The 14,105-nt window shown below is 70.1% G+C and carries 13 protein-coding genes, 1 tRNA gene and 1 pseudogene; 11 read left to right on the forward strand and 4 right to left on the reverse strand.

The window, feature by feature from the left end; all coding sequences use genetic code 11:
• Positions 1-25 precede the first annotated feature (25 nt).
• Positions 26-298 carry a DUF7385 family protein gene (locus FGL94_RS09105; RefSeq protein ID WP_144923826.1) on the forward strand — a complete coding sequence of 91 codons (273 nt, stop codon included), beginning with the start codon at positions 26-28 and terminating at the stop codon, positions 296-298.
• A gap of 80 nt (positions 299-378) precedes the next feature.
• A complete protein-coding gene (locus FGL94_RS09110) occupies positions 379-657 on the forward strand; it encodes a hypothetical protein (protein WP_144923829.1) in 279 nt (92 codons plus the stop codon).
• Between the two features lie 34 nt (positions 658-691).
• Here FGL94_RS09110 and FGL94_RS09115 read toward each other — a convergent pair whose 3' ends face one another.
• Positions 692-1,987, reverse strand: coding sequence for an MBL fold metallo-hydrolase (locus FGL94_RS09115; RefSeq protein ID WP_144923832.1), 1,296 nt, complete (start codon positions 1,985-1,987; stop codon positions 692-694).
• A 125-nt stretch (positions 1,988-2,112) separates the two neighbouring features.
• Here FGL94_RS09115 and FGL94_RS09120 point away from each other — a divergent pair, with 125 nt between their 5' ends.
• The 7 genes from FGL94_RS09120 (at position 2,113) to FGL94_RS09150 (ending at position 10,859) form a co-directional block, all read left to right on the forward strand.
• On the forward strand, positions 2,113-2,880 hold the full coding sequence (locus FGL94_RS09120; RefSeq protein ID WP_144923835.1) for a nucleotide-binding protein: 768 nt from the start codon (positions 2,113-2,115) through the stop codon (positions 2,878-2,880).
• Complete coding sequence (locus FGL94_RS09125; protein WP_144923838.1) at positions 2,877-3,473, forward strand: hypothetical protein; 597 nt, start codon at positions 2,877-2,879, stop codon at positions 3,471-3,473. The genes FGL94_RS09120 and FGL94_RS09125 overlap by 4 nt, the downstream gene beginning before the upstream one ends.
• A 137-nt stretch (positions 3,474-3,610) precedes the next feature.
• On the forward strand, positions 3,611-4,240 hold the full coding sequence (locus tag FGL94_RS09130) for a hypothetical protein (RefSeq protein ID WP_144923840.1): 630 nt from the start codon (positions 3,611-3,613) through the stop codon (positions 4,238-4,240).
• 368 nt (positions 4,241-4,608) lie between these two features.
• Positions 4,609-6,960, forward strand: coding sequence for a phosphoenolpyruvate synthase (gene ppsA, locus FGL94_RS09135; RefSeq protein WP_144923843.1), 2,352 nt, complete (start codon positions 4,609-4,611; stop codon positions 6,958-6,960).
• Positions 6,961-7,040: 80 nt separating this feature from the next.
• Entirely contained in the window at positions 7,041-8,108 is a 1,068-nt protein-coding gene (mfnA, locus tag FGL94_RS09140; protein ID WP_144923846.1) for a tyrosine decarboxylase MfnA, read from the forward strand.
• A gap of 264 nt (positions 8,109-8,372) precedes the next feature.
• Complete coding sequence (locus FGL94_RS09145; RefSeq protein ID WP_144924994.1) at positions 8,373-9,035, forward strand: Dna2/Cas4 domain-containing protein; 663 nt, start codon at positions 8,373-8,375, stop codon at positions 9,033-9,035.
• 261 nt (positions 9,036-9,296) lie between these two features.
• On the forward strand, positions 9,297-10,859 hold the full coding sequence (locus FGL94_RS09150; protein WP_186313370.1) for a (R)-citramalate synthase: 1,563 nt from the start codon (positions 9,297-9,299) through the stop codon (positions 10,857-10,859).
• 42 nt (positions 10,860-10,901) lie between these two features.
• Here FGL94_RS09150 and FGL94_RS09155 read toward each other — a convergent pair whose 3' ends face one another.
• Positions 10,902-12,563, reverse strand: a complete 1,662-nt coding sequence (locus tag FGL94_RS09155; protein WP_144923852.1) for an alpha-amylase family protein — start codon at positions 12,561-12,563, stop codon at positions 10,902-10,904.
• Between the two features lie 125 nt (positions 12,564-12,688).
• Here FGL94_RS09155 and FGL94_RS09160 point away from each other — a divergent pair, with 125 nt between their 5' ends.
• Positions 12,689-13,000, forward strand: coding sequence for a hypothetical protein (locus FGL94_RS09160; protein WP_144923855.1), 312 nt, complete (start codon positions 12,689-12,691; stop codon positions 12,998-13,000).
• A 51-nt stretch (positions 13,001-13,051) separates the two neighbouring features.
• Here the strand turns inward: FGL94_RS09160 and FGL94_RS09165 are convergent.
• Positions 13,052-13,136: transfer RNA gene (locus tag FGL94_RS09165), tRNA-Ser, on the reverse strand.
• A 164-nt stretch (positions 13,137-13,300) separates the two neighbouring features.
• Between FGL94_RS09165 and FGL94_RS09170 the strand changes: the two are divergent.
• Positions 13,301-13,540 (forward strand): annotated as a pseudogene (locus tag FGL94_RS09170) (hypothetical protein); the annotation flags it as partial.
• On the opposite strand, the gene pyrE reads toward FGL94_RS09170, so the two are convergent.
• On the reverse strand, positions 13,500-14,048 hold the full coding sequence (pyrE, locus tag FGL94_RS09175; protein WP_186313371.1) for an orotate phosphoribosyltransferase: 549 nt from the start codon (positions 14,046-14,048) through the stop codon (positions 13,500-13,502). The pseudogene FGL94_RS09170 and the gene pyrE sit on opposite strands and share 41 nt — an antisense overlap.
• Positions 14,049-14,105: the final 57 nt, after the last annotated feature.

Raw genomic sequence — 14,105 nt, forward strand, 5'->3', positions numbered from 1 at the left:
TACTGTGGGCCGCGAACGCGAACGCATGGGAGACGAGGAGACCGAGGGCCCGATGTCTGCAGAGGAGTTCCGCTCGTTGAGGGACGGACTGGTTCGCCAGAGCTCCGGTGGCGGGACCACCGTGTACAAAAACGCCGCGGGGGTCGGCTGCCCGAACCCCGACTGCGACCGCGGCGTCTTTCAGACGCTGTTCGTCAGCGACCACGGCTGGCAGCAGATCGGCGCGACCCGCGACGGGATCGACCTCTGCCTCTGTAACACCGAGTCGAAGCGGCTCGTCTTCATCCACGACGAGTGAGGCGGACGGGAGAAGTCGGGCGGTAGCGAGTCGGACAGAACGGTGAGAACCCTTTTGAGGAATCGCGTACCAGCGGGCGTATGCCGCTTTCCCTCCCCATCAACGCCGAGGATATCGCCGATGCCTTCTTTATGGCGGTCACGACCCTCGTCGGATTCTTCATCGGCGGGGTACTCGGCCTCGTCGTCGGTCTGTTCGCCGGCTACGCGTACCTCGATCTCACGAATCGGATCGCCGATCTGGAAGCGACCGTCAACGCGCTCGTCCGAGACCGGAACGATCTCCGCGAGCGCGTTGCGGAGTTGGAAGCCGACCGAGACGACGCGACCGATCGGGACAACCGACGGGACGACCGATAGCCCTCTATCGGCCGCTCGGTCGAGCGGATCGGCTTCAGTCGTCCGCCGCGGGCTCCGTCCCGGCGTCGGCCGCGCACCGGTTCGGCCCGAGCTCCAGCTCGATCGCCGCGGTCTCGTCCGAAGGCGACTCGACGCCGCGGTTCGCCGCGATGACGGCCTCGTAGTTCGGCGGCTTCTCCGGTAGCGTCGCCGTAATCCGCTCCACGAACGACTCGCGGTCGAGGCCGAGCACTCCGATCCCCCGGCGCGCCGCTCCCACCGTCGTCGTCACCGGCTCACCGGGCACGACGTCGCCGGTCGTCCCGTCGTTCGCGACTGCGAAATGACCGGGACAGACGACGACATCGTCGGGCTCCGCGAGCAGCGTCCCGTGAAGCGAGTCGTAGAGGCGTTCGGCGCCGGTCGCCGCGCCGACGCTCTCGCCACCTCCGTCGCTCGCGGCGTCGTCGGCCGCGTCGCCGCCCCCTCCGTCGCCGACCGCCGCGAACTGCAGCTCCGTCCGACCGACGCTGTCGGTGAAGAGCGTGTCGCCGGTAAGCAGCGCCGACCGCCCGACGAGGTAGCTCGCACCGTCGTCGGTGTGGCCGGGCGTCGCGAGCGCCTTCACGTCGACCCCGCCGACGTCGAGCGTCTCGTTGCGCGCGAGCGGCTCGAACGCGTAGGCCACGTCGCGCTCGGCGGCCGCCGCCGGGAGGAAGTAGGGTACGTCGAGGTCGTCGGCGAGCGCCCGGCCGCCGGAGAGGTGGTCGGCGTGGACGTGGGTGTCGAGGACCGCCGCGATCGACGCGTCCCGCTCGGCGGCCGCCTCCCGCCACTCGTCGCCGTGACGAGAGACGTCGACGGCGATAGCGACGCGGTCGGAGCCGTCGGGATCGGCTTTCTCATCGTCCGGCCGTCCACCGACCACGAGGTACCCGAGACACCCCTTCGCGCGTCGCTGGATCTGAACGACGTCGAGCGGGTCGTCGCCCGCGTCGGGAAGCGGGACCACGGTCCGGTCGTACACGCCCGACCAGCCGCGCATCCCGTCCGCGACGACGGAGACGTCGTCGTAGCCCGCGGCCTCCAGCTCTTCGGCGAAGTCAAGCGAGGCTTTCCCCTTCGCGCAAGCCGTGACGATCGTGTCGTCCGGGTCGAGCCCCGTCTCGGCCTCGAAGTCGTCGGCGTCGAACTCGTGAAACGGCTTGTAGAAGTAGTGGATCGAATCGGCGATCCGCCAGCCCTCGTAGCTCTCTCGGGGACGCGTGTCGACGAGGGCGAACGACCGCTCGCCGCGCCGTCGCTCGTCGATCCTGTCGCGGAGCGCGTCCGCATCGATAACGGTAGGCATGGTCGACGCTTGGTTCCGAACGGCAAAACGCTGTCCGGTGGGACCGGTGGAGTCCGGACAGCGGTGACGGCTCCGGTGCGACCGCGATGGACAGCTTTTAGCCCGGCGACCGGACACGTCGGCGCATGGTCGAGGCGTTCGCGGTCGCCAGCGGGAAGGGCGGCACGGGGAAGACGACGAGCACGCTCGCGCTGGGGATGGCGCTCGCCGAGGAGCACGACGTCACCGTCGTCGACGCCGACACGGGGATGGCGAACCTGCTGTTCCACGCCGGGCTCGACGACGCGACAGTCACTCTCCACGACCTCCTCGTTGAGGGGACCGCGACGGCCGTCTCCGAGGCGACGTACGACCGGTTCGGGCTCTCCGTCGTCCCCTGCGGAACGTCGCTCGCGGGCTTCGAGGCGGCCGAGCCGGGTCGCCTCCGCGAGGTCGTCGCCGATCTCGCCGCCGACACCGACGTGCTGCTGCTCGACTCGCCGGCCGCGCTCGGCTCGAAGTCGGCGGTGTTGCCGGTCGTCCTCGCCGACCGCGTCGTGGTGGTCGTCGAGCCGACGATCCCCGCGCTCTCCGACGGGCTGAAGGTCCAAGAATACGCGCGCTCGTACGGGACGGAGACGGCGGGCGTGCTGTTCAACAAGGTCCGCGACGACGCCGCCGACGTGGCCGAACAGGCCGAGCGCCGCTTCGGCGGACCCGTCCTCGCGAGCGTCCCCGACAGCGACGCCGTCAGGGCGGCGAGACGCGCCGGGAAGCCCCTCCTCGCACACGCTCCCGAGAGCGAGCCGGCCGCCGGCTACCGGCGGGCGGCGGCCCGGCTCGACGTGCGCGACGGCGACGAGGGGGCCGTCGCCGACCGCTTCCGGAGCGCGGTCGTCCCGGACACGCCATGACGGGGACCGCGGAGTCGCCGGAACTCCGGATCCCCCGGGGAGATCTGCTCCGCTCGCGGGTCGTCTCCGACGTGGGCACGACGCTCGCCCGGGCGCTCGATCGAGGGCTGACCGGCTACGCGACCCTCGTGCCACAGGAGACGCTCCTGTTGGAGGGCGACGCCCGCGGCGTCGTCACGTTTGCGGAGGGCGTCCCCGTCCTCGCGTACAACACGGTGAGCGACAGCGGCGGCCCGGACGCGCTCGCCGAGCTCGCGGTCCCCGGACCCTACCGCGTCGAGCTGTACGCGGTCGACGGCGGCGCGCTCGAAACCGCCCACGAGGAGGAGGCGCTCCGCGTCTCGCCGGGCGCCGCGGCGACCGAACTCGCGGACGATCAGGCGCTCGCCGACCGCACCCGCGACGCGGCCCCGGACGAGCGACTGGACGCCGACCGCGACGACGACGGTGACGCGGTCGCGGCATTCCTCGAAGACGACGAGCGGATCGAAGCGATCCGCGAACAGGCCCGCTCGGAGGCGGCAGAGCGCGCGTCGGAGTGGGGGCTCGACGACGCGCTGGCAGAGGGGAACGGAGACGGTTTCGAGGGATGAACCGCCACAGCAGTTAGGCCGTTCCGCCCCGTACGACGATCATCACCGTTCTCCGACTCCTCCGCCTGACGGCGCCGAACGACTTCGCCGACTGGTACGCCGCGAGTCGCACGTACACCCGCCACGTTGCCGAAGGGATGGGGTTCGAGGGAACTGACGCGCTCGATGGGGCACGGATTACAGCCGATCTCCGCGAGGATCCGTCGGGGCTGTCGCCGGCGGCGGCCCGCTCCGTTTCGGCGACGCTGCTCGCCGACGGGCGGTTCTCCGAGCCGTACTGCGAGTGGCTCCCGACGTGGTACGAACTCGGCTTGATCGGGCCGGTCAGATACGGGGAGTGGCGGCTCCGACGTGTCGCTGCCGCGGTCGCGGACGCCGCGAACGTGACGGTGACCGCGCCGCAGTTCTCCCGACCGCGAGACGTGACCGTCGACGGCAGGCCGGCGCTCGCCCGCGTCTCCGGGTTCCGCGAGCGGTTCCTGCTCGCCGCCGCGCTGTTGCACCTGGAGTGGTTCGAACACGCCGCGGCCGCCGACGGCATCGAGGTCCCGCCGGCGCTCGTCGACCGGGCCCGGGAGGAGTCGCTGTCGTACTACGGTGGCGATCGCGATCACCTCTCCGAGCCGGTGCGACGGTTCCAGCAACTGCTGTTCGCCGACGACGCGTGGGTCCGGCGGGTGGATGAGGGATACGGGCTCGACAGCCGCCTGTTCGGCCTCTGGGAGCGCCTCCTGCGCGCGGAGCGGGAGCGGCTCGCGTCGGTGTGACGGACCAAGTCGACATGGTTTGTATCGGCGATTGTGTTACAGAACCTGTAACATGTTACCAACGGTGTTGTTGGATCGGGAGATAAGTATTCCAGTGGACGGGCCGTACGGATGTGTACGAGCCGTCAACCGGTTCGTCGTTCCCCGGATCGCTTCGGCCCTCTACCACGTTTCTTGTCCCTCCGTCCGTAGCGGCTATCGGAACGATACGACTCGCCTCGGTCGGACGGAATGCCGTCGCGCCAGAGGCGACTCATCGGATCCGCGCCCCGATCTGACGCGATCACTCGACCGCGAGTAATCTTTTATTCACGGTTGCGTAGGCCGGAAGCTTCATACGTCGGCTCTCGGATCCTCCGAACACACGAATGGCAGTACTCTGGCTCGAGGATGTCGACGCCGACGATGTCGGGACCGTCGGCGGAAAGGCAGCTTCGCTCGGTGAACTCATCGGCGCTGGACTCCCGGTTCCGCCGGGATTCACCGTCACGGCAGGCACGTACCGCACCTTCATCGAGGAGGCAGGAATCGACGAGGAACTGTTCGCCGCGGTTGACGTCGATCCAGAGGACTCCGCCGCGCTCCGGGAAGCCGAGGAGACGGCGGCAGAGCTGATCTTAGAGACGCCGCTCCCCGACGACGTCCGCGAGGAGATCGTCGACCGGTACCGAACGATGGGCGACGACGGCGAGGAGGCGTTCGTCGCCGTTCGCTCGTCTGCGACCGCCGAGGACCTCCCGGACTCCTCCTTCGCCGGCCAGCAGGAGACCTTCCTCAACGTCCGCGAGCGGGATCTGATCCGACGGGTGAAGGAGTGCTGGGCGTCGCTTTTCACTCAACGGGCGATATACTACCGGCAGCAGCGGGGGTTCCCGCACGCCGAGGTCGACATCGCCGTCGTCGTCCAGCGGATGGTCGACGCCGAGAAGTCCGGCGTGATGTTCACCAGCCACCCCTCGACCGGCGACCCGCAGATCACGATCGAGGCCGCGTGGGGACTCGGGGAGGCGGTCGTCTCCGGGACGGTCTCGCCGGACAACTACGTGTACGACCGCGAGCGGGACACCGTCGACGAAGTGACTGTCGCGGACAAGAAGGTGGAGATGGTCAAAGACGCGGAGACGGGTGAGACCGTCACGCTGGAGGTCGACGACGACCGCCGGAACAGCCGGGTACTCTCCGACACAGAGATCGAGGAGCTCGTCGAACTCGGGAAGCGCGTCGAAGACCACTACGGGACGCCACAGGACGTAGAGTGGGCGATCTACGACGGAGAGATCTACATGCTGCAGTCCCGCCCGATCACGACGATCCAAGAGGAGACCGAGAGCGATCCAGAGACCGGCGAGGGCGAATCCGCGGGGGGCGCCGCCGGCAAAGACGATTCCGGCGATGGCGCCGCTGCTAACGGCGCGGGCGACCGAGACGCCGGCGACGACGCCGACGTGCTCGTCGACGGGCTCGGCGCCAGTCCGGGCGTCGTTTCCGGGACCGTTCGGATCGTCCACAAGCTCGACCACCTCGATCAAGTGCAGGAGGGCGACGTGATGGTGACCGAGATGACGATGCCGGACATGGTCCCCGCGATGAAACGGGCGGCCGGGATCGTTACGGACGAGGGCGGCATGACGAGTCACGCCGCGATCATCTCTCGAGAACTCGGCGTTCCGGCCGTCGTCGGCACCGGAAACGGGACGCGGCTCCTGAACGACGGACAGAACGTCACGCTCGACGGCGACAAGGGAACCGTCCGCGCCGGCACCGACGAGGAGGCCGAGTCCGGCGAGGAGTTCGAACCGGTCGAGGCGGCGCGGCCGGAGACCCCTGTCAAACCGATGACGGCGACGGAAGTGAAGGTGAACGTCTCGATTCCGGAGGCCGCCGAGCGCGCCGCGGCGACGGGTGCCGACGGCGTCGGCCTGCTCCGGATCGAGCATATGGTGTTGTCGCTCGGGAAGACCCCCGAGAAGTACATCGCCGATCACGGCGCCCGCGCGTATCAGGACGAACTCATCGAGGGCGTCCGGCGGGTCGCCGACGAGTTCTATCCCCGGCCTGTCAGAGTGCGGACCATCGACGCCCCGACCGACGAGTTCCGAGAGCTCGAGGGCGGCGAGGGCGAGCCGGCGGAGCACAACCCGATGCTCGGCTGGCGCGGGATCCGTCGGAGCCTCGACAAGCCCGAGCCGTTCCGTCAGGAGCTGGCGGCGTTCGCACGGCTCTACGAGATGGGGTACGACAACCTGGAGGTGATGTTCCCCCTCGTCAACGACGCGAGCGACATCGAGGGGATCAAAGGGCACATGCGCGAGTCCGGGATCGATCCCGAGACGCACCGGTGGGGCGTGATGATCGAGACGCCCGCGAGCGCGCTGCAGATCGAGGAGCTGGCGGCCGCCGGGATCGACTTCGCCTCCTTCGGTACGAACGACCTCACGCAGTACACGCTGGCGGTCGACCGCAACAACGAGCACGTCGCCGACCGGTTCGACGAGCTCCACCCGGCGGTGTTACAGCTGATCGGCGACACGATCGAGACGTGTCGAGAGCTGGGCGTCGACACGAGCATCTGCGGGCAGGCGGGTTCGAAACCCGAGATGGTCGACTTCCTCGTTGAGGCGGGCATCTCCTCCATCTCGGCGAACATCGACGCGGTGCGGGACGTGCAACACGAGGTGAAGCGGACCGAACAGCGGCTCCTCCTCGACTCGGTTCGCTGACGCGGTCGCAGGAGCGAGCCTCGGAGGAGAGAGCGCCCGGAGCGGAACGGGTAAGACCCTCCGCGGTAACGTTCGGTCGAATGCAGCAGCCCGAGCCGCAGTCGTTCGACCGGGTGCTCTCCTCGATGTGCACCGAGCCGCATCCCGCGGCCCAGGAGGCGGCCGAGCGATTTCTCGCGACCAATCCCGGCGACCCGGCCACGTACGAGGCGGTCGCGTCGCTGGAGGAGCGCGCGGTCGAACTGCTCGCGACGCTCGCGGACCACCCGGCACCGACCGACGCCGCGGGGTACGTCACCTCCGGCGGCACGGAGGCGAACGTGCAGGCGGTCCGGTCGGCGCGGAACCGCCACGACGCGAGCGACGTGAACGTCGTCGTCCCCGAGAGCGGCCACTTCTCGTTTCACAAGGCCGCGGAGCTGCTCGACGTGGAGCTCCGGACGGTGCCCGTCGACGGCGACTTCCGGACCCGGACCGACGCCGTCGCGGCCGCCGTCGACGACGCGACCGCGCTGGTCGTCGGTGTCGCCGGGAACACGGAGTACGGCCGAGTCGACCCGATCCCGGAACTGGCCCAGATCGCACGGGAGACGGGCGCGCGGATGCACGTCGACGCGGCGTGGGGCGGGTTCGTGCTCCCCTTCACCGACGGCGAGTGGTCGTTCGGCGACGCCGCCGTCGACACGCTGACGATCGACCCCCATAAGTTCGGACAGGCGGCGGTGCCGGCCGGCGGGCTCATCGCCCGCGACGACGCGGCGCTGGACGCGCTCGCGATCGACACGCCCTACCTGGAGACGCGGTCGCAGGCGACGCTGACGGGAACGCGGAGCGGCGCGGGCGTCGCCGGCGCGGTGGCCGCGATGGAGGCGCTGTGGCCGGACGGCTACCGCGACGCGGTCGAGCGCGCGACCGCCAACGCCGAGTGGCTCGCGACGGCGCTCGAAGAGCGCGGGTACGACGTGGTCGAGCCGGAGCTACCGCTCGTCGCGGCGGCGCTCCCGGGGTCCGAGTTCGACGCGCTTCGGGAGGCTGGCTGGAAGGTCTCTCGGACGGGGCGCGGCGAGCTGCGCGTCGTCTGTATGCCCCACGTGACTCGGGAGGCGCTCCGGGCGTTCGTGGCGGATCTCGATCGGATCCGGGAGTGAGCGGCGGGGGCGCCGCCGCTGGAGTCGGCTGAAAACCCGCGGAGGAAGGCCCGAATGGCGAACAGGCGGCGCTCGTCGATCCCGGGCGGCTCGCCGCGCGACCGCCTCGACCGCGCCGGGACGGGCGTCTGGTCACGTGGGATGGTGGTTCCGACATCCGTGATAAGCGATCGGGGACGCCACCGCGGCCGGTGTCGCGAGAGCGACGGGGACTCCTTCGACGCCCACCGATCCTTTTCACCCGAGCCGCGGCCAACCCCTTCCGTGATCCCCTTCAGCGACCTCGCTCGCGCCGCCTACTGCCCGCGACAGCTCTACTACGCGCGTCGCGACCGCGACCGAGACGTTCCCGGCGACGCGCGGGCTCGGGTCGATCTCGGCTTCCGGTACCCGACGCTCGTCGACGCGCCGGACGCGACGCTCCGGCGACTGCCGATCCGTCGGTCGCCCGCCGCGTACCGCCGGAACCTGTCGCGGCTCCGCGAGCGCGACGACTACGACCGGCTCTCCGATCCCGAACACGAGCGCGTCTTCAGATCCGGAAAGGACTGTCACGGGACGGTCCACAAGTTGCTCGCGGGTGAGACGGACTCTGATCCGCCGATCCCCACGGTCGTCTCACCGGGTGAGCCGCCGGAAAACGGTGTCTGGGAGCCGCAGGGAGTCAGAGCCGTCGCCGTCGCCAAGGCGGTCGCGTGGGAGCGGGAGCGCGAGGTGCCGCGCGCGCTGATCGAGTACCCGAGCGTCGGCGCCGTCCGCGAGGTCCGACTCACGACTCGGAAGAAGGCCGCCTACCGGCGGGCGCTGCGGGCCGCCCGCGCGATCGACGGCCCGCCGTCGCGCGTCGACGACGAACGGTGTTCCGCCTGCGACTACCGAGAGCGGTGCGGTACCGGGCGACGGTCGTTCCGGTCGCTGCTGGGGTGAGACGGCCCCGCTCGGAAGAACGTCGGCGAGCTCGCCGCGGGTTGCCGCCCCGGTCAAAGCTGTCGCAACCCGACGACTTATCCGTGTGTGACTCCTCGCCACGGACACGAATGACACGAGACGTTCGTGATCGTTCGGAGGATAGAGGAAGTCGCCTCACGGCGGCTGGCCGCGAAATTCTCCGACGATAACGACACCGGGGCGCGACCGCCCCGCGGCGGTACCGGCCCCGAACCCACCGACCAGCCGACGGACTCCCTTTTGACCCGAACACAACTCACCACACTCGACGAGGTACAGCTGTTAGACACTACCCTGCGCGACGGCGAGCAGATGCCCGGCGTCTCGCTGACGCCGGCCGAGAAGGTCGACGTCGCCCGCGAGCTCGACGCGGCTGGGATGCACCTGATCGAGGCCGGCTCGGCGTGCACCTCCGAGGGCGAGCGCGAGGCGATCCGCCGGGTGGCCGCCGAGGGGCTCGACGCGACCGTGACGAGCTTCGCACGCGGCGTGAAGGCCGACATCGACCACGCGCTCGACTGCGGCGTCGACGGGATCAACCTCGTCGTTCCCGCGTCGGACAAACACGTCGAGACGAAGGTCGGCTCGACCCGCGACGACGTGGTCGAGACGACGGTCGAACTCGTCGAGTACGCCACGGATCACGGGCTGTGGGTCGAGGTGCTCGGCGAGGACGGCTCCCGTGCCGACCTCGACTACCTCGAACACCTACTCGGCGCCGGTCTCGACGCCGGCGCCGACCGGATCTGCTACTGCGACACCGTCGGCGCGGCCGACCCGGAGCGCACCGCGGAGGTCGTCTCCCGGCTCGCCGACCGCGGCCCGACGAGCCTCCACACGCACGACGACCTCGGCTTCGGCGTGGCGAACGTCCACGCGGGACTGAAGGCGGGCGCCGACACCGTTCACGGCACCGTCATGGGCGTCGGCGAGCGCGCCGGCAACGTCGCCCTGGAGGAGGTCGCAATCGCGCTCGACCGGTCGTACGACGTCGACACCGTCGAGCTGGAGCGGCTCTACCGGCTCTGCCGGACCGTCTCGGAGGCGACCGGCGTCGCGCTCCCTCCGAACAAGGCGGTCTGCGGCGCCAACGCCTTCGCTCACGAGTCGGGGATCCACACCGACGGGACCCTGAAGGACGGGACGATGTACGAGCCGTACCCGCCGGAGACGGTGGGGCGCGAGCGGCGGCTCGTCCTCGGGAAACACGCCGGGCGTGCGGGGGTCAAAGCGGCCCTCGCCGAGCACGACGTGGCGGTCGACGACGGCGAGCTGAGCGAGGTCGTGAGCCGCGTGAAGGATCTCGGCGACCGCGGGAAACGCGTCACCGACGCCGACCTCCTCGCGATCACGGAGGACGTGCAGGGCCGCGAGCGCGACCGGTACGTCGAACTCGTCGACCTGTCGGCCACCTCCGGCGGGAACCTCCCGACGGCCTCGGTCCGGCTCCGCGTCGGCGACGACGAGCGCGTCGCCTCCGGCACCGGAGATGGTCCGGTCGACGCCGGGCTGGAGGCGGTGCGGGCTGCGTTGGCGGGAGACGGAAGCGAACAGGGCGCCGGAGGCGGGGTCGACTTCGAGCTCGACTCCTACCACGTCGACGCGATCACTGGCGGGACCGACGCCGTCGTCACCGTCGAGGTCGACCTCTCGCGAGGCGACCGGTCCGTGAGCGTCTCCTCGACCGACGCCGACATCACGCGCGCCAGCGTCGTCGCGATGGTCGACGGGCTCGACCGTCTGCTCTCCGCCGCCGCCGAGGACGGGTCGGCGCCGGACGCCGCCTCGCTCGCCGACGACTGAGGGCGATCGGGGAGAGCAGATCGCCGTCGCGGGGCTCCGATCCTACCGCTTCTCGCCGCGCAGCCAGACGTAGTCGCACTCGTCGAGGAGGAACGTGACGCCGCCCTCGGCGACGTAGTGCTCGCCGTCGCCGACGACGTGCTCGACCGTCTCGGGGTCGACGTCGAAGCCGACGATCTCCTCGCGGTACCCGTCGGCGAGGTTGTGCGCGCAGAGCAGGACGACCTCCCGACCGTCCTCCGTCGCGTGGTCGAACCGATGGACGCGCGTCTCCTTGTGGTCGGCCTCGGGGACCGAGTACGCGCCGCGGGCGATCGCCGGGCAGTCGTCGCGGGCCGCCGAGAGGTCTCGGACCCGCGAGAGCAGCGAGTCGGGGTCGTCGCGCTGGTCGGCGACGTTCACCCGGTCGTAGGCGTACTCGCCCCCGTCGATCACGGGGTTGTAACAGTCCTCCGGGTCGGCGGTCGAGAAGCCGCCGTTCTCCGAGTTGTCCCACTGCATCGGCGTGCGGACGGACTCGCGCTCGGGCAGGGAGAGGTCGGCGCCCATCCCGATCTCGTCGCCGGACTGGAGCGCGACGGAACCGGGGAGCGCGAAGAGCAGGCTGTGCGCGACGGCGATCCGATCGCGGTCCCCGTCGTACAGGTCGGCGAGCCGGAGTCGGTGGCCCCGCTCGAAGATCCACGAGTCGCCCCGGTCGTCACCGAAGTACTCGCGGGCGTGCTCGAACGCCTCCTCGGGGAGCTTCAGCAGGTTCCACTCGTCGTGGTTTCGCAGGAAGTTCACCCACCCGCCCACGCCGGAGACGTCCGGAAGGATCTGCTCGGCGCGGTCGAGCGGCCACGTGTCCTTCACCCCGACCGCGTACGTGAGGTGGGCGTTCATCACGAAGTTGAACTGGAGGTGGAACGCCTCGCCGCCGCCGAAGTAGTAGTCGAGGTTCTCGGGCTCGTCGTCGGCCTCGGCGAGCAGCACCGCGTCCGACTGCTCCGCCTCGACGACCCGCCGCATCTCTTTGAACAGCTCGATGGACTCACCGAGGTCGGTCTCGTCGAGGGTGGTCGCGTTGTGTCCCTTCGGCATCAGCATCGGATGAGCGGCGTCGATCCGGAAGCCGTCGGCACCCTGATCGAGCCAGAACCGAAGCACGTCGTACAGCTCCTCGCGGACGGCGGGGTTCGCGACGTTGAGGTCGGGCTGGTGGCCGTAGAACTGGTGGAAGTAGTGTTTCCCGGCGGCCTCGTCGTACGACCAGACGCCGTCCTCGTACTCGGGGAAGATGTTGCCGCGCTGGTGGGCGTCCCCCAGGTGGCTCGTCCACAGGTAGTAGTCGTGGTACTCCGACTCGGGGTCCTCGCGGGCGCGCCGGAACCACTCGTGCTCGTTCGAGGTGTGGTTGAAGACGAGGTCGGTGATCACGCGGATCCCGCGCTCGTGCGCCCGATCCGCGAACTCGCGGAAGTCCGCGAGGGTTCCGAGCCGGTCGTCGACGCCCCGGTAGTCGGCCACGTCGTACCCGTTGTCCCGGAGCGGGCTCGGGTAGAACGGGCGGATCCACACGGCGTCGACGCCGAGGTCGTCGAGGTGGTCGAGCCGCTCGATCGCGCCCCGGAAGTCCCCCCAGCCGTCCCCGTCGCTGTCGTTGAACGTCTTGACGTCGAACGAGTAGATCGTCGCGTCCTCGTACCAGTCCGGATCGCTCATGCGTCATGCTACGAAAGACGGGGTTGCGTTTCTTGCGGTTCGACCGGCTCGCCCCGATCGTCGAGCGGCGTCGCAAGCGACCGCGTCTGACGAGGTTTTTAAGCGATGCCGCCCGAACGGCGTCCGTGAGCGTCGTCGTCGCGGTGAAGCCCTCCGCCCGCAAGCGCAACGCGAAGGTGGGTCGGCTCGTCTTCGAGGACGGCTCCCGCCACGCGTTCGAGAGCCGCGCGGCCGCCGAGCGCTGGGCCGACGACCTCTCGACGGGCGACGGCCACGTCTGGGTCGCGAGCGCGCACCCACGCGACGGCGACGACGCCGATCTGTACCTCGTCTCGCGGGCGACCAACGCGAAGCTCGAGGCCGCCTACGACAAGCGCCGGCGGCGGCTCCGCGGCGACTCCGCGTCCGAGCAGGAGTCGCTGGGCGGGGAGCCGTAGGCGATCGATCGAGGCGGTCCGATCGCTACCGAGTCGAGCGTCCGAAAGAAGCGCCGAGGCGGAGATTTGAACTCCGGTGTCCGAATGGACAGTAGATTTCGAATCTACCGCCTTGGCCAGGCTAGGCTACCTCGGCTCATCCTTCGGTTGGCCGGTTCCGCTGTTATGCGTTTCGATCGCCGACGGCGAGGTCGGAGCCTCCCCGACATCGCTTTTCGACGCGGATCGCGTGGCGACGGTATCGACGTCCCCGAAGTCGCGGCGGCCTGCTCCCGCGACGTCGACGAGGTCGGCGGCGGGGTCGTGGCCGATGGGGAGTCCGTCACGCCCGACGACGTGAAACGCGTCGCGGAGCCGACGCTCGCCCACCGGCTCGCGTTGACGCCGGACGCCGCCGTCGACGACGCCGACAAGCGCGACGTGATCGACGACGTGCTCGACCGGGTCGCGGCGCCGACGGTGGAGCGGCCGAGGCGCGATTTCGGGCGAGAAAACCGGCCTACTCCGCGTCCCGCTCCGCAAGCAGTTCCGTCGCCGTGAGCAGCGACTCCAGCTCGATGTCGTGCTCGGCCAGCAGTTCCTCGGCGCCCTCCTCGCGGTCGACGACGACGAGCACGCGGTTCACCGTCGCGCCCGCCTCGCGGAGCGCCTCGACGGCGTCGACCGCGGACTGCCCGGTCGTAGCGATGTCCTCCAGCACGACGACCTCCTCGCGCTCGTCGAGTCGGCCCTCGATGCGGTTGCCCGTGCCGTACTCCTTCGCCTGTTTGCGCGCGATGACGTACGGGCGGCCCGTCTCCGCGGCCGTCACGGCCACGAGCGGGACCGCGCCCAGCGCGACGCCCGCGAGCTTCGCGTCGGTGTCGGCGAGCCGGTCGGCGAACGCCTCGCTCACGAGCCGGAGCGCGTCGGGGTCGGTCTCGAAGAGGTACTTGTCGACGTAGTAGTCGCTCGTCCCGCCGTGCGAGAGCTCGAACTCACCGAATTGGACGGCGTCGGCCGCCCGCAGCGCGTCGATGAGTTCGCTCCGTCGCTCGTCGTCGGTCATACCGAGACAGCGCGCGTCGGCGACCATAAACGGGTCGGAACGCGAGCGATAGCGGGA

Origin of the sequence: Halorubrum salsamenti (assembly GCF_007671685.1) — an archaeon.
Classification (GTDB): domain Archaea; phylum Halobacteriota; class Halobacteria; order Halobacteriales; family Haloferacaceae; genus Halorubrum; species Halorubrum salsamenti.